Annotated in this window: 22 protein-coding genes, 1 tRNA gene and 1 pseudogene; 12 read left to right on the forward strand and 12 right to left on the reverse strand. The window is 66.9% G+C overall.

Annotated elements, in window-relative coordinates; genetic code table 11:
- Window positions 1–8: 8 nt before the first annotated feature.
- The 5 genes from yihA to ttcA all read right to left on the reverse strand — a co-directional run bounded on the left by yihA (window position 9) and on the right by ttcA (window position 4,971).
- Window positions 9–662 (reverse strand): ribosome biogenesis GTP-binding protein YihA/YsxC, encoded by a 654-nt coding sequence (gene yihA / locus EV216_RS13790; RefSeq protein ID WP_132696114.1) that lies wholly within the window; start codon window positions 660–662, stop codon window positions 9–11.
- Window positions 659–1,297 carry a CatB-related O-acetyltransferase gene (locus tag EV216_RS13795; RefSeq protein ID WP_132696115.1) on the reverse strand — a complete coding sequence of 213 codons (639 nt, stop codon included), beginning with the start codon at window positions 1,295–1,297 and terminating at the stop codon, window positions 659–661. Before EV216_RS13795 ends, yihA begins: the two co-directional genes overlap by 4 nt.
- Window positions 1,297–2,043: an MOSC domain-containing protein gene (locus EV216_RS13800; protein WP_132696116.1), complete on the reverse strand. Its 747-nt coding sequence runs from the start codon at window positions 2,041–2,043 to the stop codon at window positions 1,297–1,299. Before EV216_RS13800 ends, EV216_RS13795 begins: the two co-directional genes overlap by 1 nt.
- Window positions 2,040–3,914: a membrane protein insertase YidC gene (yidC, locus tag EV216_RS13805; RefSeq protein ID WP_132696117.1), complete on the reverse strand. Its 1,875-nt coding sequence runs from the start codon at window positions 3,912–3,914 to the stop codon at window positions 2,040–2,042. The genes EV216_RS13800 and yidC overlap by 4 nt, the downstream gene beginning before the upstream one ends.
- Window positions 3,915–4,110: 196 nt before the next feature.
- The gene (ttcA, locus tag EV216_RS13810; RefSeq protein WP_132696118.1) at window positions 4,111–4,971 is read right to left on the reverse strand and encodes a tRNA 2-thiocytidine(32) synthetase TtcA; all 861 of its coding nucleotides are present in this window, start codon (window positions 4,969–4,971) and stop codon (window positions 4,111–4,113) included.
- Window positions 4,972–5,096: 125 nt separating this feature from the next.
- Between ttcA and EV216_RS13815 the strand changes: the two genes are divergently transcribed.
- Window positions 5,097–6,044: an alpha/beta hydrolase gene (locus tag EV216_RS13815; protein WP_132696119.1), complete on the forward strand. Its 948-nt coding sequence runs from the start codon at window positions 5,097–5,099 to the stop codon at window positions 6,042–6,044.
- A gap of 3 nt (window positions 6,045–6,047) precedes the next feature.
- Here the strand turns inward: EV216_RS13815 and yidD are convergent, their stop codons facing one another.
- From yidD to rpmH, 3 genes are read right to left on the reverse strand one after another with little or no spacing between them, the layout of a single operon-like run.
- Window positions 6,048–6,293 carry a membrane protein insertion efficiency factor YidD gene (gene yidD / locus EV216_RS13820; RefSeq protein ID WP_132696120.1) on the reverse strand — a complete coding sequence of 82 codons (246 nt, stop codon included), beginning with the start codon at window positions 6,291–6,293 and terminating at the stop codon, window positions 6,048–6,050.
- Window positions 6,290–6,706, reverse strand: coding sequence for a ribonuclease P protein component (rnpA, locus tag EV216_RS13825; protein WP_132696121.1), 417 nt, complete (start codon window positions 6,704–6,706; stop codon window positions 6,290–6,292). Before rnpA ends, yidD begins: the two co-directional genes overlap by 4 nt.
- Before the next feature lie 26 nt (window positions 6,707–6,732).
- A complete protein-coding gene (gene rpmH, locus EV216_RS13830; protein ID WP_132696122.1) occupies window positions 6,733–6,867 on the reverse strand; it encodes a 50S ribosomal protein L34 in 135 nt (44 codons plus the stop codon).
- 292 nt (window positions 6,868–7,159) lie between these two features.
- Between rpmH and EV216_RS13835 the strand changes: the two genes are divergently transcribed.
- The 4 genes from EV216_RS13835 (at window position 7,160) to EV216_RS13850 (ending at window position 10,887) form a co-directional block, all read left to right on the forward strand.
- The gene (locus tag EV216_RS13835) at window positions 7,160–7,885 is read left to right on the forward strand and encodes a TVP38/TMEM64 family protein (protein WP_132696123.1); all 726 of its coding nucleotides are present in this window, start codon (window positions 7,160–7,162) and stop codon (window positions 7,883–7,885) included.
- A gap of 1 nt (window position 7,886) precedes the next feature.
- Complete coding sequence (locus EV216_RS13840; RefSeq protein ID WP_132696124.1) at window positions 7,887–9,299, forward strand: dihydrolipoyl dehydrogenase family protein; 1,413 nt, start codon at window positions 7,887–7,889, stop codon at window positions 9,297–9,299.
- A 26-nt stretch (window positions 9,300–9,325) separates the two neighbouring features.
- Entirely contained in the window at window positions 9,326–10,741 is a 1,416-nt protein-coding gene (locus EV216_RS13845; RefSeq protein WP_132696125.1) for a sensor histidine kinase, read from the forward strand.
- A 69-nt stretch (window positions 10,742–10,810) separates the two neighbouring features.
- Window positions 10,811–10,887 (forward strand) — tRNA-Arg (locus tag EV216_RS13850).
- Between the two features lie 2 nt (window positions 10,888–10,889).
- Here the strand turns inward: EV216_RS13850 and EV216_RS13855 are convergent.
- A complete protein-coding gene (locus tag EV216_RS13855; protein ID WP_132696137.1) occupies window positions 10,890–11,558 on the reverse strand; it encodes an alanine:cation symporter family protein in 669 nt (222 codons plus the stop codon).
- 95 nt (window positions 11,559–11,653) lie between these two features.
- On the opposite strand from EV216_RS13855, the gene EV216_RS13860 reads away from it, so the two are divergent.
- Window positions 11,654–12,373, forward strand: coding sequence for an NYN domain-containing protein (locus EV216_RS13860; protein WP_132696126.1), 720 nt, complete (start codon window positions 11,654–11,656; stop codon window positions 12,371–12,373).
- On the opposite strand, the gene EV216_RS13865 is transcribed toward EV216_RS13860, so the two are convergent.
- The gene (locus EV216_RS13865) at window positions 12,370–12,993 is read right to left on the reverse strand and encodes a TetR/AcrR family transcriptional regulator (protein ID WP_132696127.1); all 624 of its coding nucleotides are present in this window, start codon (window positions 12,991–12,993) and stop codon (window positions 12,370–12,372) included. The genes EV216_RS13860 and EV216_RS13865 overlap by 4 nt on opposite strands.
- A 172-nt stretch (window positions 12,994–13,165) precedes the next feature.
- Here EV216_RS13865 and mbfA point away from each other — a divergent pair, with 172 nt between their 5' ends.
- On the forward strand, window positions 13,166–14,143 hold the full coding sequence (mbfA, locus tag EV216_RS13870; protein WP_132696128.1) for an iron exporter MbfA: 978 nt from the start codon (window positions 13,166–13,168) through the stop codon (window positions 14,141–14,143).
- A 66-nt stretch (window positions 14,144–14,209) separates the two neighbouring features.
- Here mbfA and EV216_RS13875 read toward each other — a convergent pair whose 3' ends face one another.
- Window positions 14,210–14,917 carry a choice-of-anchor K domain-containing protein gene (locus EV216_RS13875; protein ID WP_132696129.1) on the reverse strand — a complete coding sequence of 236 codons (708 nt, stop codon included), beginning with the start codon at window positions 14,915–14,917 and terminating at the stop codon, window positions 14,210–14,212.
- Between the two features lie 204 nt (window positions 14,918–15,121).
- Between EV216_RS13875 and EV216_RS13880 the strand changes: the two genes are divergently transcribed.
- The 5 genes from EV216_RS13880 to EV216_RS13900 all read left to right on the forward strand — a co-directional run bounded on the left by EV216_RS13880 (window position 15,122) and on the right by EV216_RS13900 (window position 19,060).
- Window positions 15,122–16,051 (forward strand): AEC family transporter, encoded by a 930-nt coding sequence (locus tag EV216_RS13880; protein WP_132696130.1) that lies wholly within the window; start codon window positions 15,122–15,124, stop codon window positions 16,049–16,051.
- A 58-nt stretch (window positions 16,052–16,109) separates the two neighbouring features.
- Window positions 16,110–16,940, forward strand: coding sequence for an S-formylglutathione hydrolase (gene fghA, locus EV216_RS13885; RefSeq protein ID WP_132696131.1), 831 nt, complete (start codon window positions 16,110–16,112; stop codon window positions 16,938–16,940).
- Window positions 16,937–17,392, forward strand: a complete 456-nt coding sequence (locus EV216_RS13890) for a YaiI/YqxD family protein (protein WP_132696132.1) — start codon at window positions 16,937–16,939, stop codon at window positions 17,390–17,392. The genes fghA and EV216_RS13890 overlap by 4 nt, the downstream gene beginning before the upstream one ends.
- Before the next feature lie 77 nt (window positions 17,393–17,469).
- Entirely contained in the window at window positions 17,470–18,099 is a 630-nt protein-coding gene (locus EV216_RS13895; protein WP_132696133.1) for an HAD family hydrolase, read from the forward strand.
- On the forward strand, window positions 18,092–19,060 hold the full coding sequence (locus EV216_RS13900) for an ornithine cyclodeaminase family protein (RefSeq protein ID WP_132696134.1): 969 nt from the start codon (window positions 18,092–18,094) through the stop codon (window positions 19,058–19,060). Before EV216_RS13895 ends, EV216_RS13900 begins: the two co-directional genes overlap by 8 nt.
- Here the strand turns inward: EV216_RS13900 and EV216_RS13905 are convergent.
- Window positions 19,007–19,178, reverse strand: a pseudogene (locus EV216_RS13905) (integrase core domain-containing protein); the annotation flags it as partial. The gene EV216_RS13900 and the pseudogene EV216_RS13905 sit on opposite strands and share 54 nt — an antisense overlap.

Here is a 19,178-nt window from a genome sequence, read left to right on the forward strand (position 1 = left end):
CGGTGGCCTCAGCCGATGCCCGCGATGATCGCGCGCAACGTTGCGATGCCGTCGCCCTTTTCCGACGAGGTCAGCACGATTTCGGGAAAGGCCGCCGGGTGGCGGGCCAGCGCGGCGCGCACCTGGTCCAGCACCTTCGCGCGGTCGGCTTCCCGGACCTTGTCGGCCTTGGTCATCACCACCTGAAAGGTCACCGCCGCCCCGTCCAGCAGGCGCAGGATCTCCTCGTCCACCGCCTTGACCCCGTGGCGCGTGTCGATCAGCACGAAGGCGCGGCGCAGCGTCTGGCGCCCGGCCAGATAGGCTTTCAGCAGCCGCTGCCATTTCTCGACCACCGCCACCGGCGCCTCGGCATAGCCATAGCCGGGCAGGTCCACCAGGTAATGCCGTTCGCCCAGCGTGAAGTAGTTGATTTCCTGCGTGCGGCCCGGTGTGTTCGAGGCCCGCGCCAGCGCCTTGCGGCCCGTCAGCGCGTTGATCAGACTCGACTTGCCCACATTCGAGCGGCCCGCGAAACAGATCTCCGCCCGGTCGGCAGGCGGCAAGCCGTCCATCGCGACGACGCCTTTCAGGAACTCGACCGGCCCGGCAAACAGCTTGCGCCCGTATTCGGCGGTTTCGGAATCGGGCTCGGGGGCCAGCGGAAAGGGCAGCGCGGTCATTGTGCAGTCTCCAGCGCGGCGAGCTCGCTGCCGCGGATGGCGTTCAGGTTGCGGTCGATCTTGTCGATGGGCCAGTCCCACCACGCGATGGCCAGAAGCCGCGCGATGGTGGCGTCGTCGAAGCGGCGCCGAACCTCGCGCGCTGGATTGCCGACGACCACGGCATAGGGCCGCACATCGGCGGCGACAACCGCCCCCGCGGCGATGATCGCGCCCGCGCCGATGGTCACGCCCGGCATCAGGCGCGCCTCGGTTCCGATCCAGACATCGGGGCCGATCACGGTGTCGCCGCGGTTCTCGACCTCCCATGTCGCGGGGTCGAAGCCCTGTTCCCAGCCGCCGCCAAAGATGTTGAACGGATAGGTGGAAAAGCCCGACATCGCATGCGTGCCGCCATTCATGTGGATCTGGACGCCATGGGCAATGGCGACGAAATCGCCGATCACCAGCCGGTCGCCGACGAAATCGAAATGATGCAGCACGTTGCGGTCGAAGAAATCGCCTGTCTGATGGCGGTCGTCGTAATAGGCATAGCGGCCCACGGCGACACTGGCCCGCCCCTCGGCCAGGGGGCGCAGGAAGGTGACGGCGGGTGCCGCCGCCATCGGGTGCAGCCGGTTCGGATCGGGGGCCATCAGACCTGCTCCACCCGGTCGCCCAGCGCCACGCGGCCGCCCGTGACGACCCGTGCATAGACGCCCAGATCGGTATGGCCCCAATGGTTTTCCAGCGCGCCCAGCGTGTCGGCGTCGCGCTTGCCGGTCTCGGGGTTCACGCTGGTTGCCATGCAGCGCCCGATCCGCTCGCAGACCTCAAGCTCTGCCTCACCCAGACGCAGCCGCCGGCCGATCCAGTCGAACTCCTCCCAGGGGGCAAGCCCCTCGATCCAGAAATTCCCGCGAAACCGCCGCGGATCGAGCGGTTGGCCCACCGCGTCCGACAAGGTGCGCAGCGAGGCCAGGCCCAGGATGCTGACCGAGGGGAAATCGGTATCCGTCATCCCCCGCCCCGGCACCCGCACGATTCGCGCCGGGGCCGCGCGGTCCGCGGGCATCAGCGGCGCGACCCAGTCGAGGAAGGCCGCTTCCTCGCGGTCGGGGGAAAACGTCAGATCGGGCCGCGCGGGGTGGCTCAGCGTCACGGTTTCCGCCGCCTCGTCCAGCCGCGCCATGATCGCCATCAGTTCCGGTGCCTTCGCCCCGCGCGAGAAATTCGCACAGGGCGCCCAGGCCGTTCCGTCCGTCCGGGCCGCCTCATGCGCCACCGCCCATTCCCTGTCCCAGGGCAGGGCGCGGCCCGCCTCCAGTCTGACCGCCTCGAGCATCTGGGCCCCGTGCCCCTTGACGGGATGGCGCCAGATCTGCGCGAGGCGGGCGGTCATTTCTTGCCTGTCGCGGGCTTCTTCTGGAAGCTCGACCGGATATTGCCGAACACGTCCGGCTTGTAGCCGTGGCTGCGCATGATCGCGTATTGCTGGATGAAGGTGATCAGGTTGTTCGCGATCCAGTAGATGATCAGGCCCGAGGCAAAGCCGCCCAGCATGAACATGAAGATCCAGGGCAGCCAAGCAAAGACCATGGCCTGCGTCGCATCGGTCGGCGTTGGGTTCAGCTTCTGCTGCAACCACATCGAGATGCCGAAGATGATCGGCAGGATGCCGACGAAGGCCAGGGCCATGATCGAACCGGGCACAGGCGCATCCCAGGGCAACAGCCCGAACAGGTTGAAGATCGAGGACGGGTCAGGCGCAGAGAGGTCCTTGATCCAGCCGATCCAGGGCGCATGCCGCAACTCGATCGTGACGAAGATCACCTTGTAGAGCGAGAAGAAGATCGGGATCTGCACCAGGAGTGGCAGACAGCCCGCCGCCGGGTTCACCTTCTCCTTCTTGTAGAGCGCCATCATCTCCATCTGGAGCTTCTGGCGGTCGTCGCCCACGCGCTCCTTGATCTCCTCCATCTTCGGCTGAAGTTCCTTCATCTTCGCCATCGAGGTATAGGATTTGTAGGCGAGCGGCAGCACCGCCGCCTTGATGATGACTGTCAGCGCGATGATCGCCCAGCCCATCGCGCCGGGAATGTTCATCTGCAAGAGGCTGACATGCAGCCAGTGCAGCAGCCAGAAGATCGGCTTGGTGAAGAAGAAGAACCAGCCCCAGTCGATCGAGTCGATGAAACGGTAGATGCCCAGTTCGCGCTCGTAGCGGCGGATCGTCTCCCATTCCTTGGCACCGGCGAACAGCATCGATTCCGACGTCGCGCTTTCGCCCGGGGCAAGGGTGACCAGAGGCATCCTCGTTTCCACCTGGTAGATATCCGCGCCGTCGACATATTTCACGACCGAGTTGAATGGCTGGCCCGGCTGCGGGATCAGCGTCGTCATCCAGTACTTGTCGGTGAAGCCGATCCAGCCGTTCTGCTCGACCGGGACGATCTCGGCGCGCGCGGCCTCGCGGTCCATGAAGGACAGGTCGACCAGCTTCTTGTATTTCAGCTCCGACAACTCGTTGTCGGTCTGGCGCACCACGCCCTCGTGGAGGATGAAGAAACCGATCGTGTCCGGTCGGCCATGGCGGGCGACGATGCCATAAGGGGCAAGGCGCACGGTCTCGGCGGTGCTGTTCGCGACGCTCTGGGTGATGGTGAAGAGGTAATCCTCGTCCAAGCTGATCGTGCGGCGGAAGGTCAGCCCTGTGCCGTTGTCCCAGACCAGCGTCACGGGGCGGTCGACCCCCAGCGTTTCGCCGCTTTCGACGCGCCACTCGGTGTTGGCGCCCGGCACCTGCTCATAGGACAGTTGCCCGGCCGGGGCCCAGCCGTGCAGCGCGTAATAGGGCTGAGGGCTGCCCACCGGCGACAGCAACCCGACAATCTCCGAGTCCGGGTCGATGGTCTCATTGTAATCCTTCAGCGCCAGCTCGTCGATCCGCCCGCCCAGAAGCGAGATCGAGCCGGTCAGTCGCGGCGTGTCGATCTCGAGGCGCGGCATGTTCGAGCCCGGCGCGGGCGCGGCTTCGGCGGCGGAGGAGGGCAGAGCCTCGCCGGTAGTGGCGGCGGGCGGTGTCAGCGCCATGCCGGGTGCCGCGCTTTCCGTCGAGGGGGTGCCCGGGGCGGTCGCGCCGCTGTCCTGCGCCACGGGTTCGGGTTCGGGGAACCAGTCCGGCACGACCTTGGGGCCGACAGTGTACCACAGCAGGATCACCAGAAAGCTCAACGCCGTCGCGAGAAGAAGGTTCTTGCCTTGTTCGTCCATGGGAGACCGCCGCCCTGTCCTTTGGAGGTGTGGGTGGTTCAACAGATTGCACCGGGCAAGGTCAAGCTGTTTTCCCGACGCATGGTGCCTGCCTCGCCCTTGCGTGGAGCCCGGGCCGCGGGAGGCGAAAGACGGCGCGCCGGTGCTTCTTCTTGGGAAAAATACCCGGATTCCGTCCGTCCGTCCGGGCGCGCCGTCAGGGCGTGGGCGCATCCCCATCGGCGCCTGGCGCGGGGCGCGTCAGACCGGCGAAATCGAACAGCGCCGGGTCAAGAAGATGTGAGGGCCGCGCGTTCATCAGCGCGCGGAACATCTTCTGCCGACGGCCCGGATGGTTTCTTTCCCACTGGTCCAGCAGCGCCTTCACCTGCATCCGTTGCAACCCGTCCTGGCTGCCGCACAGGTTGCAGGGGATCACGGGGTAGTTCATCGCCCGGGCGAAACGGTCGCAATCGGCCTCGGCGACATGGGCCAACGGGCGATAGACGAACAGGTCGCCCTCCTCGTTCACCAGCTTCGGTGGCATCGTGGCCAGCCGCGAGCCATGGAAAAGGTTCATGAAAAAGGTTTCCAGGATGTCGTCGCGGTGGTGGCCCAGCACGATGGCCGAACAGCCCTCCTCGCGCGCGATCCGGTAAATATGACCGCGCCGCAGCCGCGAACACAGCGCGCAATAGGTCCGGCCTTCAGGCACCTTGTCCATCACGATGGAATAGGTGTCGCGATAGTCGATCCGGTGCGGCACTCCCATCCGGGTCAGGAACTCGGGCAGGACGGTGCCCGGAAAGCCCGGCTGGCCCTGATCGAGATTGCAGGCCAGCAGGTCCACCGGCAACAGCCCGCGCCACTGCAACTCGTGAAGCGCGGCCAGCAGGGTAAAACTGTCCTTGCCGCCCGAGAGGCAGACCAGCCAGCGCGCGCCGCGCTCGATCATGCCGTATTGGTCGATCGCCTCGCGGGTCTGGCGCACGATCCGCTTGCGCAGCTTCCTGAACTCGGTCGTCGAGGGCGCACCGGCAAACAGCGGGTGGATGTCATCTTTGGCATCGTCAAGCATGGCGCGGGTTCCCAAGGGCCTTGCCGCCATATCGCAAGCGCAGGGCCGCGCGTAAAGTCCTTTGCGATTCGCGGCTTCGGGGCGAGAGTGGGCTCGTTGATACAGGCCCCGAGGGAGGAGAGACCATGGATTACGTCTTCAGCGTGCGCAACATCCGCCGCGGCGCCTTTGGCTCGGAACCCGGGGCGAGCCATTTCCTTGCGGTGCCCCAGACCGTCGCTGCCCCCGACCCCGCGCACCGGATCACCAAGCGCGACTGGTTCGCCAGGGTTCAGGAAGAGGCGAAATCCGGCACCTTCGGGGGCCATCCGTCGGGCGATATCGTGATGTATGTGCATGGCTACAACAACAGCCAGACCACGATGCTGGCCCGCCACCGCAAGATCCGCAAGGGGCTGGAGGCGCATGGCTTCGGCGGTGTCGTGGTCAGCTTCGACTGGCCCAGCGCGGACAACGCGCTGAACTATCTTGAAGACCGGACCGATGCCAAGAAGACCGCCCTGCGGCTGGTGGACGAAGGGATTTCCTCCTTCGCCGCGCTGCAACGACCCGATTGCCGGATCAACGTGCATCTTCTGGCCCATTCCATGGGCTGCTATGTGGTGCGCGAGGCCTTCGACGATGCCGACGACCGCCCGGCCGTGGCCGCGCGGAGCTGGTCGGTCAGCCAGGTCATGCTGGTCGGCGCCGATGTGTCGGCCGCGTCGCTGGCGGACGGCAACCCGAAAAGCTCGTCGCTCTATCGCCACTGCGTCCGGCTGACGAACTACTTCAACCCCTTTGACAACGTGCTGTCGCTGTCGAACATCAAGCGGATCGGGGTCTCGCCGCGCGCGGGGCGTATCGGCCTGCCCGATCGGCGGCCCGAGAAGGCCGTGAACATCTATTGCGGCGATTACTTCGACCGTCACAAGGACATGCTGGGTGATCACCCGAATGTCGCGCATAGCTGGTATTTCGACGATGCCCATTTCCTTCAGGACGTGTTCCTGACGGTGCAGGGCGTGATGGACCGGCACGAATTCCCGACCCGGCTGCCCACGACCCAGGGCAATCTGGCGCTCCGGCCCTGAGACTCAGCCGTCCTGCGCCTTGTCCTTCGGCTCGGGCACCGGATCATAGCCGCAGCCGCCCCAAGGATTGCAGCGCAGGATGCGCCATGCCGCCATGGCGCCGCCCTTGATCGCGCCGTGCTTTTCCAGCGCCTCCAGCGCGTAGGCCGAGCAGGTCGGCTGGTAGCGGCAGTTGAACCCGATCCAGGGGCTGAGAATCAGCCGATAGGCCCGGATCGGCAGGGCCAGAAGGTGGGCCAGCGGGGTCATCGCGCGCTCCCATGCACCTTGGCCAGCGCGCGTTTCAGATCAGCCTGCATCGCGGCGAAATCGCGGGTCGCGGTGATCTCGGGGCGGCCGATCAGGACGTAATCCCAGCCCGCGCGGCCATGGGTGGGCAGCACCAGCCGGGCGATCTCGCGCAAGCGGCGCTTGGCACGGTTGCGGGCGACGGCGTTGCCGACCTTCTTCGAGCAGGTGAACCCGATGCGGATGCCCTCGGCCTCGCCCTCGGCGCGTTCGCGCGCCTGAAGGGTGAAGCCGGGCATGGTCTGTCGCAAGGCGCGGGCGGCACGGAGGAAATCGGCGCGCTTTCGTAGCACCTGCGGACAAGATGAAGCCGCCGGGGGCGCTTGCGTGGACCCCGGCGTTTCGCCTGCCACGTTCGCCCCCGGCGGTATCATTGTCTCCTGACTGATCGGCGCGTGTCTTACGCGCTCAGCCGCTTGCGGCCGCGGGTGCGGCGGGCGTTCAGGATCTTGCGGCCGGCCTTGGTGGCCATGCGCGCACGGAAGCCATGGCGCCGCTTGCGGACCAGGTTCGAGGGCTGGAAGGTGCGTTTCATAGCGCGTCGCTCCGTTCGCTCAGGCCCAAATCGCGTGCGGATTCGAAGGCCCCGTGTTGTTCGAAGCTCGCTCTTTAGGGGGTTGGGCCGGACAAGTCAATTCGCCCGGTCAAGGAATTGTTGCAACACATGGCGGAATCGTCCGACTCGATTGTTACCACCGCGTTGCGAATCCACGCCAAAGCCTGTCCCCTTGGTCACTGCCAATCAAGGCCGCGTGAGGCCCCTGTCGGGCGAGCGGGCGATGGCGCATGTTCGCAAGGCATCAGGTGAAGCGCAAAGGGCCCGAAGGATGAGCGACATGACCGAGACCCCGAAGCCCGGGGTAGCCCGCCGCCTGCCGCTGATCGCGATCCTGCTGGTTGCGGCGCTGGGCGCGGTCACGCTGCGCGATCATCTGTCGTTCCAGGCGCTGGCCGAGCATCGCGAGGCGCTGATCGGGTTTCGCGATGCGCATCTGGTGGCGACCGCGCTGGGCTTCTTCGCAGCCTATGTGCTGATCGTCGCCTTCTCGCTGCCGGGCGCGCTGATCGCGACGCTCGCGGGGGGCTTCCTGTTCGGCGTCTTTCCGGGGGTGCTGGTCAACGTCGCCGCGGCGACGACCGGCGCCATCCTGATCTTCCTTGCGGCGCGGGCCGGGCTGGGCGAGCGGCTGGCCGCCCGGCTCGATGCCTCCGAGGGGCGGGTTAAACGCCTGCGCGAGGGACTGCGCGAAAACGAGCTTTCGGTTCTGTTCCTGATCCGCCTTGTGCCCGCCGTCCCGTTCTTCGTGGCGAACCTGTTGCCCGCGCTCGTGGGGGTGCGGCTTGACCGCTTCGCACTGACCACCTTTTTCGGGATCATGCCCGGTGCGCTTGTCTACACCTGGGTCGGCGCGGGGTTGGGCGAGGTTCTCGCCCGCGGCGAGAGCCCGAATCTCGGCCTGATCTTCGAGCCCCATATCCTCGGGCCGCTGCTTGGCCTTGCGGCGCTGGCCGCCCTGCCGATGGTGGTCCGCCTTGTCCGCAAGGCCCGCTGAGATGGCGCGCATCAGGACCGATCTGTGCATCCTCGGCGCGGGCTCGGGCGGGCTGTCGCTGGCGGCGGGGGCGGTGCAGATGGGCGCCCGCGTCGTGCTGGTCGAGGGGCACCGGATGGGCGGCGATTGCCTGAACTATGGCTGCGTGCCCTCCAAGGCGCTGCTGGCGGCGGCGAAACAGGCCCAGAGCATGCGGCAGGGCGGCTGCGGCATCCCGGGGGTCGAGCCGCAGATCGACTACGCGGCCGCCATGGACCATGTGCAGGCCGCCATCGCCACCATAGCCCCCCATGACAGCGTCGAGCGATTCGAGGGGCTGGGCGTGCGCGTCATCCAGGCCTGGGGACGGTTCCTGAACCCGCGCGAGGTCGAGGCGGGCGGGCATGTCATTCGCGCCCGCCGCTTCGTGATCGCCACCGGCTCGCGCCCGGCCATCCCGCCGATCCCGGGGCTCGATACCGTGCCCTATCTGACCAACGAAACGCTGTTCGACTTGCGCGAGCGGCCCGGCCATCTGCTGATCCTGGGCGGCGGACCGATCGGGATGGAAATGGCGCAGGCACATCGGCGGCTGGGCGCAGAGGTTACCGTGATCGAGGCCGACCGCGCCCTGAACCGCGAAGACCCGGAACTTGCCGCCATCGTGCTGGACCGTTTGCGCGCCGAAGGCGTCACCGTGATCGAGGGCGCCCGGGCCGACCGCGTCACCGGCGAGGCGGGCGCCATAACCGTCGAAACCGCCCAAGGCCCGATCAGGGGCACCCACCTGCTGGTCGCCACTGGTCGCATGCCCGCGCTCGACCGGCTGAACCTTGCCGCGGCGGGCATCGAGACCACGCACGCCGGGGTCAAGGTCGGCCCCGACCTACGCAGCACCAACCGTCGCGTCTATGTCACCGGCGATGCGGCGGGAGGGATGCAGTTCACCCATGTCGCGGGCTATCACGCGGGCGTCGTGATCCGCCCGATCCTGCTGGGCCTGCCCGCAAGGGCCGGGACCGCGCATATCCCCCGCGTCACCTATACTGACCCCGAACTTGCCCAGATCGGCCCGACCGAGGCCGAGGCCCGCGCGACCCATGGCCCGCGGCTGGAAATTGCCCGCTTCGCCTTTTCGGGCAATGACCGCGCCATCGCCACCGGCCGGACCGAGGGGCTGATCAAGGTGATGGTGGTCCGGGGCCGCCCCATCGGCGTCTCCATCGCGGGCGAGGGGGCGGGCGATCTGATCGGCCTCTGGGCGCTGGCGCTCGCCAATGGGCTGAAGATGGCCGATATCGCGAAGATGGTTGCGCCGTATCCGACGCTGGGCGAGGTTAGCAAGCGGGCGGCAGGTGCTTACTTCTCGCCCAGATTGTTCGAGAATCCCTGGGTCAAACGGGCCGTTCGCATCACGCAGCGCCTCTTGCCCTGAGCCCCGGGGGGGCATGGGCGTGTGTGATGGTCCTCAATTCCCTCTCCGGCCGCTTCCTGATGCTGACGGTCCTCTTCGTCATGCTGGCCGAAGTGTTGATCTTCCTGCCCTCCATCGCGCGCTTCCGCGAGGATTACCTGCTGTCGCGGCTGGAACGGGCGCAGATCGCTTCGCTTGCACTTCTGGCCACCGACGAGATGATCGATGAGGATGTCGAGGCGGAACTGCTGGTCAATGCGGGCGTCTACAACGTCGCGTTGCGCCGCGATCAGGCGCGCGAACTGGTCCTGTCCTCGCCGATCCCAGAGCCGGTCCATCGCAGCTATGACCTGCGCGATCCGGGGGCGGCCGAACTGATCGTGGACGCGCTGCGCCAGTTGACCGATCCCGTCCCGCGCGTGATCCGCGTGATCGGCGAGCCGGTGCGCGATGCGGGCCTGCTGATCGAGGTCACGATGGGCAGCGAATCGCTGCGCGCGGCGATGATCGATTACGGGCTGCGCATCCTGTGGCTCTCGGCAGTGATTTCGGTGGTGACGGCGCTGTTGCTGTTTCTCGCCGTCCAGCGGCTGATGGTGACCCCGATCAAGCGCGTGGTCCGCGCCATGCAGCTCTATGCCGAGGCGCCCGAGGACACCCGCCGCATCATATCGCCCACCTCCCGCGTGCGCGAACTGAACGAGGCCGAGACCGCCCTGCAATCGCTTCAGAAAGATCTGACCGGTGCGCTGCGCCAGAAGGAACGGCTGGCCCAGCTTGGCGCCGCCGTCGCCAAGATCAGCCACGACCTGCGCAACATCCTGGCCACCGCCCAGCTTTTCGCCGACCGGATGGAGGCCAGTGAGGATCCGGGCGTCAAGCGCGCCGCGCCCAAGATCGTCGGCGCGATCAGCCGGGCAGTCAACCTGTGCGAGACGACGCTCGCCTTCGGCCGCGCGCAGGAACCGCCGCCCCGGCTGGAGCGGGTGCGGCTGGCCGCCATCGTCAACGACGTGGTGGATGCCGAACGGCTGGCCGCCGGCGACGAGGATATCAGCTTTGCCGAGGACGTGCCCGCGGGGCTGATGCTGCGCGCCGATCCCGAACAGTTGCACCGGGTTCTGACCAACCTGATCCGCAACGCCCGCCAGGCGATCCTCGCCAGCGGCAAGCCCGGCGAGATCGGCATCCGCGCCGAGGAGGACGATGCCGCCTGGACCATTCATGTCACCGATACCGGCCCCGGCCTGCCGCCCAAGGCGCGCGAGCATCTTTTCCAGCCTTTCCAGGGCGGCACCCGCAAGGGCGGCACGGGGCTTGGCCTGGCGATCTCGGTCGAACTGGTCCGCGGCCATGGCGGCGCGCTGGTCCTGCGCCGCTCGGATGCCACGGGCACCGAGTTCGAGATCCGGCTGCCGAAATCCGAGGCGGTACTTTTCGCGCAGGACCACAAGGTATCCTGACGCGCGGTGGCCGCGCGGGCGGTTTGCCCCTTGCAATGCCCCGAGGCGGGCGTTACATGCACGTCGCACGCGCTGGTAGCTCAGTTGGATAGAGTACTTGACTACGAATCAAGGGGTCGGGGGTTCGAATCCTCCCCAGCGCGCCATCTCACTTTTCTCCAACTGAAACGCCTCCAAAGCCTTGAACGCTAAGGCTGTTTTTGGGGTTCGAGTCCTTTTTCGCGGCAGTACGCGACACGCTCAGAAAATGCCAATCTGAGCACCATTCTCTTGACCGCCAGTTCGCCGAAAATCCATATTTTCCAAGAATTTGAGAGGAGCGACAGGGCGAGTTCGAACAACTCCTCGAAGGTATGCTTCGGCTTGCCCATATTTTCGATGGATTCGACCAGCCTGATCTTCTCGCGCTCCAGCTTGGCGACCCCAGCCCCGCCTCGTTCGAGAACAGCCCCCGCCGCAACCCCTGCGAGATCGCCGCCCCCATGCCGCCGCCCACCGCCTCCTGCCAGTCAAAGGCATTGGCGACGATCTGCCAGATCATCCCGGGAACCTCGGTGATGTTGATGAGCACGATGAACAGCGCCATCGCCAGATAGCCGATTGCCATGACCGGGATGATGACATCGGCGACCTTGGCGATGCGCTTGATCCCGCCATGGACCACCAGCCCGGTGATGACAGCCAGCCCGATCCCGGTCCACAGCCGGTCAAGGCCCAGGCTTTCCTGCGCCGCACCCGCCACCGTGTTGCCCTGGAGGCAGCAATTGTTCCCCGTATGCTCCGTATTGGGCCGCGCCCGGCCCGGAGTCGAGTCCATCTGCCCCGCTTGCAAGCCCGAGCCCTTTGCCCCAGCTTGCCCCGAACCCGTCCGATCCGGTGCGACTCGGACCCCGCCGACAGGAGAGACCTTTCTTGCCCGACCCCAAGCCCCCGCTTCTGGCCGTTCTGATCGACGCCGACAACATCCCCGCCCGCTATGCCGAGGCGATCCTGAAGGAGATCACGTCCTTCGGGGAACCGGCGCTGAGGCGGGTCTATGGCGACTGGTCGTCGGACCGGCTGAAGCCCTGGTCCGAGAAGGTGCTGGGGCTGGGCCTGGTGGCGCATCAGGAAACCGCGAATACCAAGGGCAAGAATGCCAGCGATATCGGGCTGGTGATCGACGCGATGGACATCCTGCATTCGGGCCGGTTCGACGGGTTCGTGCTGGTCTCGTCGGACAGCGATTTCACCCGGCTGGCCAGCCGCATCCGCGAGCACGGGCTGGACGTGATCGGCATCGGCGAGGCCAAGGCGCCGGTCAGCTTGCGCAATGTCTGCAACCGCTTCGTGCTGATCGAGAACATCGTCGAGGAGACGGTGCCGGTGCAGAAGGGCAAGGCGCCGGAGGCGCCGTCGGGCAAGCGGCCGCCGAAGGAGGCGATCGACCTCATCATCCGGGCGATGGACAAGATCGAGCAGGAGGACGAGTGGTACACGCTGGGCCAGCTGGGCCAGTACATCACCGCCGACAATCCCGATTTCGACACCCGCACCTATGGCAAGCGCAAGCTGTCGGACCTGGTGCATGAACTCAAGCGGTTCGAGACGCGCAAGATCGGCAACCAGATGCAGGTGCGCCGGGTGGACTAGGTCCGGACCCCGTAGCGGGCCATGAAGGTCGCGACCGCCCCGTCGATCACCCGGGCGATTTCCTCGGGGGCGAAGCTGTCGTCGATCCGCAGCAGGTGGCGCAGGTAGAGATCGGCCTTGCACAGCTCGATGAACTGGTCGGCGGCAAGGGCGGCGTCGGGGATCGCCACCTCGCCCTGTCCGTCGACGCCCGCCAGAAAACCGGCCAGTTCGTCATGCAGCCGGCGCGGACCCGAGCGGTAGAAGGCCGCGCCCAGTTCCGGAAAGCGGTCGGATTCGGCCACGCAGATCCGGAACACCGCCTGGTTGAACTCGTTCACGAACGAGGCGACCATATGCCCCGCGGCCTGGCGCAGCACCTCGGCGACCGGCGCGCCCAGGTCGATCTGGTCCAGCGCGGCCAGCGTCTGGCGGTCGCATTCCTGTCGGAACACCTCGATGAACAACAGCCGCTTGTCGGGGAAATAGCTGTAGAGCGTGGCCTTGGACACGCCCGCCGTGCGGGCGATGTCGTCCACATTCGCCCCCTCGAACCCGTCGCGCAGGAAGATGTCGCGGGCGCCTTCCAGAACCTGCTCGAACTTGCGCCCCTTGCGGATCGTCGCGGGATTGGTGTTCATCCGGCCTTCCGTTCTACCGAGGGGGTAGTCTAAACCAGACGGTTCACTTCGGGCAAGCCTTGGCGGGGCGGCAAATGGCCCTCTGTCGCGTTGCGTGGCGAACGGAAATCCTGCGCTTGAAACCCGCCTTTCGCGGTATAGTTTAGAATCATTCCAGATAGTGAGGATGCCGATGATTCCCGGACTTACCCAGCGGCGCCGGTTCTCCGATCTCAGCGAGCAGGAGATCCTTGCGCTTGCGATCTCGTCCGAGGAGGACGATGCCCGCATCTATCGCAGCTATGCCGAACGGCTGCGGGCCGATTATCCCGATACGGCGCAGGTCTTCGACAGCATGGCGGGCGAAGAGGACCTGCACCGCCAGCGCCTGATCGAGAAGCACCGCGAACGGTTCGGCGAGGTGATCCCGCTGATCCGGCGCGAGCATGTCTCGGGCTATTACGCGCGCCGCCCGGTCTGGCTGATCGAGAATCTGGGGATCGAGCGGATCCGCGACGAGGCCGAGATGATGGAGCGCGATGCGCATGCCTTCTACCTGAAGGCGGCGCAGCGGACCTCGGACGCGGGCACCCGCAGGCTGCTGGGCGATCTTGCCGCCGCCGAGGCCGGGCACGAGGCGCGGGCCGACAAGCTGGTGGACGCGCATGTCGGCGAGGATGCCGAGGCGCAGGAGGCGCGCACCGCGCATCGGAAATTCGTGCTGACCTGGGTGCAGCCGGGGCTGGCCGGGCTGATGGATGGCTCGGTCTCGACGCTGGCGCCGATCTTCGCCACCGCCTTTGCCACGCAGGATCCGCGCACCACGCTGCTGGTGGGCATCGCCGCCTCGGTGGGCGCGGGGATCTCGATGGGGTTCACCGAGGCGGCCTCGGATGACGGGGTGATCTCGGGGCGCGGCTCGCCGCTCAAGCGGGGCATCGCCTCGGGGGTGATGACGGCGGTCGGCGGGCTGGGCCACGCGCTGCCCTATCTGATCCCGGATTTCTGGACCGCCACCACCATCGCGATGATCGTCGTCTTCATCGAGCTCTGGGTCATCGCCTGGATCCAGAAACGCTATATGGAGACGCCCTTCCTGCGCGCGGCCTTCCAGGTGGTGCTGGGCGGCGGGCTGGTGCTGGCGGCGGGCATCCTGATCGGGTCGGGATAGAGCGGCGCCCGGGCGGGGAAGGCGCCCCCGGTCGGGGCGCCTTCGGCTGTCAGGGCAGGGGCCGGGTCAGGCCGCGCGGCGACGTGCCCGCCGGACAAGGCCCAGACCGCCGAGCGCGGCCAGCAGGAGCGGCAGGCTTGCGGGGACCGGCACCACGTTGGGCTCGACGATCCGGCCATAGAGCGCCGCGACCGAGGTCGATCCTTCCGGGCTGTTGAAGCCGGTCGTCAGGGTGGCGCCGCCATCCTGCGAGAAGCCCAGCAATTCAAGCGTGTAGTCCAGCCCGCCATACATGAAGGTCGCGCTGGTGGAGGTGTTCGCGATCGACGCGATGTCGCCGTCGAGAACCGGGTCGCCGGTGTTGTTGGGCGTGTTGATGACGTCGAAGGCGAAGCTGAAGGATTCGGTCACGTTCAGCGGATTGATGATGAAGAGCGTCACCGCAAGGCTTGCGCCGTCGAAATCGTGGCCGGTCACCGATCCGTTGCGATAGGTGAAATCGCCCACCTTGAACAGGTTGCCCGCCTCGGCCGTCCAGCCCGGCCCGCCATCCGAACCGACGCCGTCGAAGCTCCAGAGATTGTTGAAATTCGTGGTGGCTGGCGTGCCCCAGTCGACATCGGCCGTCCCGCCCGCATCGTTGTTGGCGATCGTGAAGCCGAAGCTGCCGATCGGATCGACCCAGCTTCCCTGGGCCGTTCCGGAAAAGGTGACGGCATGGGCCGCACCGGCCGAAAGGCCAAGGATCGCGGCCGCGATCAGATGGTGTTTCATGTCTGATTTCCCCTTCTTACCCCCGGGCGGTGCACTCGAAAACCTGCACCGTCCACTTGATGAGAAGATCAGAAAATCGGTAAAATTTCAACAAGATTGCAAAAAAGAGCCCCTCTACGCAATAATCGAACCCTTGTGGCCGACCTGGCGCATGCGCTGCGCGGGGCCATTCCCAAGCCCGTCGCCGCGTGCTAACCGCCGGACATGCTGGCGATCTTTCTTCAGACCCTGCCCTTCTTCGCGCTGATCGGCTTGGGCTACGGGGCCGGGCGGACCGGGTTCTTCACGCCCGAGGCGACCGCCTGGCTGACGAAATTCGTCTTCTACTTCGCGCTGTCGGCGATGATCTTCCGCTTTGCCGCCAACCTGCCCGCGGCCGAGTTGTTCGATCCGGCCTTCATCGCGGCCTATCTGACCGGCACGATGGCGGTCTACCTGCTGGCCACCGCGGTCGCGCTGATCCGCCGCCGGGGCGTGGCCGAGGCGGCGGTCGAGGCGCAATGCGCGGCCATCGGCAATACCGGGTTCCTTGGCATCCCGATGCTGGCGGTGCTGCTGGGCGAGGCCGCGGTGGGGCCGGTGATGATGGTGCTGGCGGTCGATCTGATCGTGTTCTCAAGCCTGATCGTGATCCTTGTCACCGGCTCGCGCGAGGGGCGGCTGTCGCCCGCGATCCTGGGCACTGTCGTGCTGGGGCTTGTGAAGAACCCGATGATCGTTTCGATCGTGCTGGGGCTGTGCTGGTCGGCCTTTCGTCTGCCGCTGCCGGAACCGGCGGCGATGTTCCTGGTGCTGCTGGGTGCTGCGGCCACGCCGGGCGCGCTGTTTGCCATCGGCGCCTCGCTTGCCGCGCGGTCGGCCGAGCGGCTGGCGGTGGCGGGCTGGCTGTCCTTTGCCAAGCTGGTCCTGCATCCGGCCGCGGTGGCCTTTTGCGCGCTGGTGCTGTTCGATGTCCGGCCCTATGCCGCGGGGGTGATGATCGCGGCGGCCGCGTTGCCGGTGGCGGGTAATGTCTACATGCTGGCCCAGCATTACGGCGTCGCGCCGCAGCGGGTGTCGGCCTCGATCCTGATCTCGACCGCGGCCTCGATCCTGACGGTTCCCGTGGTGATCGCGCTGATCGCCACGCTCTGAGCTTGCCCGGGCGGCGCGGGCGCGCTACCCCATAGCCGGGTCAGCGAGGGAGAGCGCCATGGAAACCCTATCCGAGAACAGATGCTTCGGCGGGAAGCAGGGCGTCTATCGCCACGCCTCCGAGGCCTGCAGATGCGACATGACCTTTGGCCTGTTCCTGCCCGAAGAGGCCGAGGACGGGCCGGTGCCGGTGCTGTGGTATCTGTCGGGCCTGACCTGCACGCATGAGAACGCGATGGTCAAGGCGGGCGCGCAGCAATGGGCGGCCGAGCATGGCATCGCGCTGGTCTTTCCCGACACCTCGCCGAGGGGCGCGGATGTGGCCGATCACGAGATGTACAATCTGGGCCAGGGCGCGGGCTTTTACGTCAACGCCACCGAAGCCCCCTGGGCCGCGAATTTCCGCATGTGGGACTATATCGCCGAGGAATTGCCGCGGGTTCTGTTCAATGGCTTCGCGCTGGACGAGGAACGCCAGGCGATTTCCGGCCATTCCATGGGCGGGCATGGCGCGCTGACCATCGCGATGGCCTATCCCGGCCGCTTCGCCTCGGTTTCGGCCTTTGCGCCGATCACCCATCCCAGCCAGTCGGACTGGGCCAGAAAGCCGATCCACGCCTATCTGGGCGAGGGCAATGTGGACTGGGTGCGGCACGATGCCTGCCTGTCGCTGCGCGAGAACGGGTTCAACGGGCCGATGCTGATCGACCAGGGGACGTGCGACCAGTTCATCGACTCGCTGATGCCCGAGGCGCTGGCCGCGGCGATCACCGAAACCCGGCATCCCGCGATCTTCCGGATGCAGGGCGGCTATGACCATTCCTATTTCTTCGTCTCCACCTTCATGGAGGATCACGTCGCCTTCCACGCCGAGGCGCTGTACCGGTGAGCCGGGTGTTCGTCGACGCCGATGCCTGTCCGGTCAAGGACGAGGCGCTGCGCGTCGCCGAACGCCATGGCGCCCCGATCCATTATGTCGCGAATGGCGGGCTGCGTCCCGTGGATCACCCTCTGGCGCGGATGGTCTATGTGGCGCAAGGCCCCGACGAGGCCGACAAGTGGATCGCCGATCAGGCCGGCCCCGGTGACGTGGTGGTGACGGCCGATGTGCCGCTGGCCGCGAAATGCGTGGCGGCCGGGGCGGCGGTGCTGAACCACAATGGCGAGGCGTTCACCCTTGCCAATATCGGCCCGAAACTGGCCAGCCGCGACCTGATGGCCGACCTGCGCGCCGCCGATCCGTTCCGGCAGGGCGGCGGGCGCGGCTTCACCAGGGCCGACCGCTCGCGCTTTCTCGACGCGCTGGAACGCGCGTTGCGCGCCGCCCGCCGGGGCGGATAGGCGCGCCCGCCCGAATCCCCCTTTCGGGAAGCCGGGCCAGCCGCTAGCCTGCCGCCGACCCGAGCAGAGGAGGCCCCATGCCCATCGAGGCAGTGATCTTCGACATCGGCCGCGTGCTGATCGACTGGCAACCCGAGGCGTTCTATGATCGCCAGATCGGCCCCGGCCGGCGGCGCGCGCTGTTTGCCGAGGTGGACCTGCACGGCATGAACCTGTCGGTCGACCTGGGCGCCGACCTGGACGAGGCGGTCGCGGCGCTGGCCGACCGGCACCCCGGCTGGGCCGATGCGATCCGGATGTGGCAAAGCCACTGGCTGGACATGGCCAGCCCCGAGATCCCGGGCACGGCGCAGATCCTGCGGGCGGTCAAGGCCAGGGGCGTGCCGGTCTTCGCGCTGACGAATTTCGGCGTGCCGACCTATGACATCGCCCGCGCCGCCTATCCGTTCTTCGATCTGTTCGACCGGGCCTATGTCTCGGGGCGGCTGGGCGTCATCAAGCCCGACCCGGCGATCTACGAGATCCTTGAGCGGGACAGCGGCATTGCCTCCGACCGGCTGATCTTTACCGACGACCGCCCCGAGAACATCGCGGCGGCAGCAGTGCGCGGCTGGCAGACCCACCTGTTCGACGGCGCCGGGGGCTGGGCCGCACGGCTGGTGGCCGAAGGGGTGCTGGACCAGACCGAGGTTGCGATCCATGCCTGAGATCATCGGCTTCGCCGAGGGCGAGCGGCTGCTGGCCTGGCCCTGCCTGTGCGCCGCGCTGGAGCATGGCCACACCCTGCCGCGCGCCGCGATCGCCGACAGCTTTGTCTATCGCGGGGCCGACACGCTGCTGAACCGTGCGGCCTGGATCGACGGGCTGGGGCTGGCGGTGAAATCGGCGACGGTCTTTCCGGCCAATCCTGCCCGCGACAAACCGGCGGTCAATGGCGGCGTCTGCCTTTATTCCGACCGAGACGGCACGCTTGAGGCGATCGTCGATTTCCACCTTGTCACGAAATGGAAGACCGCCGGTGACAGCCTGTTGGCCGCCACGCGGCTGGCCCGACCGGACAGCCGCGAGATCCTGATCGTCGGCGCGGGCACCGTGGCGCATGCCCTTTACGAATCCTATTCCAGCGCCTTTCCGCAGGCGCGCTTCACCGTCTGGAACCGCTCGGCTGCGGGGGCGGAGCGGCTGGCCAGCAGCTTTCCGCAGATCGCCGTCGCGCGCGATCTGGAAGACGCGGTGCGGGCGGCCGATATCGTGACCTCGGCCACCATGGCGACCCATCCGCTGATCCGCGGGGACTGGCTGCGGCCGGGCCAGCATGTCGACCTGATCGGCGCGTTCCGCGCCGACATGCGCGAGGCCGACGATGCCGCCCTGCAACGGGCGCGCATCTTCGTCGACAGCCGCGAGACCACGCTGGGTCATATCGGCGAACTGAAAACCCCGCTGGCTTCGGGCGCCATCGCCGAAACCGATATCGTGGCGGATTTCTACGACCTGCCGGGCGGGCAATTCGCGCGGACCTCGGAGGACGAGATCACGCTGTTCAAGAATGGCGGCGGCGCCCATCTCGACCTGATGACCTGCGCCCATATCCTCGCCGCCTGGCGCGGGCGGGGTTGCGGTTTGAGCTGCGATGACCTCGCGGGGCGCGCGCATTTTCAGCCCTGAGTGCGGGTGGTTTTCGTTGTAGCCCTCGATCCAGCCTCCGATCAATCCGAGAACGGTCTGTGCATCCGGCAACGGCGTCACCTGGACGTAGTCGCGCTTCAGCGTTTTCACGAAAGCC

The sequence above is a fragment of the Rhodovulum steppense genome, from assembly GCF_004339675.1.
GTDB lineage: Bacteria > Pseudomonadota > Alphaproteobacteria > Rhodobacterales > Rhodobacteraceae > Rhodovulum > Rhodovulum steppense.

Coding starts and splice junctions, on each gene's coding strand:
- yihA (WP_132696114.1), bottom strand. CDS start 662: ATGACCGCGCTGCCCTTTCCGCTGGCCCCCGAGCCCGATTCCGAAACC.
- EV216_RS13795 (WP_132696115.1), bottom strand. CDS start 1,297: ATGGCCCCCGATCCGAACCGGCTGCACCCGATGGCGGCGGCACCCGCC.
- EV216_RS13800 (WP_132696116.1), bottom strand. CDS start 2,043: ATGACCGCCCGCCTCGCGCAGATCTGGCGCCATCCCGTCAAGGGGCAC.
- yidC (WP_132696117.1), bottom strand. CDS start 3,914: ATGGACGAACAAGGCAAGAACCTTCTTCTCGCGACGGCGTTGAGCTTT.
- ttcA (WP_132696118.1), bottom strand. CDS start 4,971: ATGCTTGACGATGCCAAAGATGACATCCACCCGCTGTTTGCCGGTGCG.
- EV216_RS13815 (WP_132696119.1), top strand. CDS start 5,097: ATGGATTACGTCTTCAGCGTGCGCAACATCCGCCGCGGCGCCTTTGGC.
- yidD (WP_132696120.1), bottom strand. CDS start 6,293: ATGACCCCGCTGGCCCACCTTCTGGCCCTGCCGATCCGGGCCTATCGG.
- rnpA (WP_132696121.1), bottom strand. CDS start 6,706: ATGATACCGCCGGGGGCGAACGTGGCAGGCGAAACGCCGGGGTCCACG.
- rpmH (WP_132696122.1), bottom strand. CDS start 6,867: ATGAAACGCACCTTCCAGCCCTCGAACCTGGTCCGCAAGCGGCGCCAT.
- EV216_RS13835 (WP_132696123.1), top strand. CDS start 7,160: ATGAGCGACATGACCGAGACCCCGAAGCCCGGGGTAGCCCGCCGCCTG.
- EV216_RS13840 (WP_132696124.1), top strand. CDS start 7,887: ATGGCGCGCATCAGGACCGATCTGTGCATCCTCGGCGCGGGCTCGGGC.
- EV216_RS13845 (WP_132696125.1), top strand. CDS start 9,326: ATGGTCCTCAATTCCCTCTCCGGCCGCTTCCTGATGCTGACGGTCCTC.
- EV216_RS13855 (WP_132696137.1), bottom strand. CDS start 11,558: ATGGACTCGACTCCGGGCCGGGCGCGGCCCAATACGGAGCATACGGGG.
- EV216_RS13865 (WP_132696127.1), bottom strand. CDS start 12,993: ATGAACACCAATCCCGCGACGATCCGCAAGGGGCGCAAGTTCGAGCAG.
- mbfA (WP_132696128.1), top strand. CDS start 13,166: ATGATTCCCGGACTTACCCAGCGGCGCCGGTTCTCCGATCTCAGCGAG.
- EV216_RS13875 (WP_132696129.1), bottom strand. CDS start 14,917: ATGAAACACCATCTGATCGCGGCCGCGATCCTTGGCCTTTCGGCCGGT.
- EV216_RS13880 (WP_132696130.1), top strand. CDS start 15,122: ATGCTGGCGATCTTTCTTCAGACCCTGCCCTTCTTCGCGCTGATCGGC.
- fghA (WP_132696131.1), top strand. CDS start 16,110: ATGGAAACCCTATCCGAGAACAGATGCTTCGGCGGGAAGCAGGGCGTC.
- EV216_RS13895 (WP_132696133.1), top strand. CDS start 17,470: ATGCCCATCGAGGCAGTGATCTTCGACATCGGCCGCGTGCTGATCGAC.
- EV216_RS13900 (WP_132696134.1), top strand. CDS start 18,092: ATGCCTGAGATCATCGGCTTCGCCGAGGGCGAGCGGCTGCTGGCCTGG.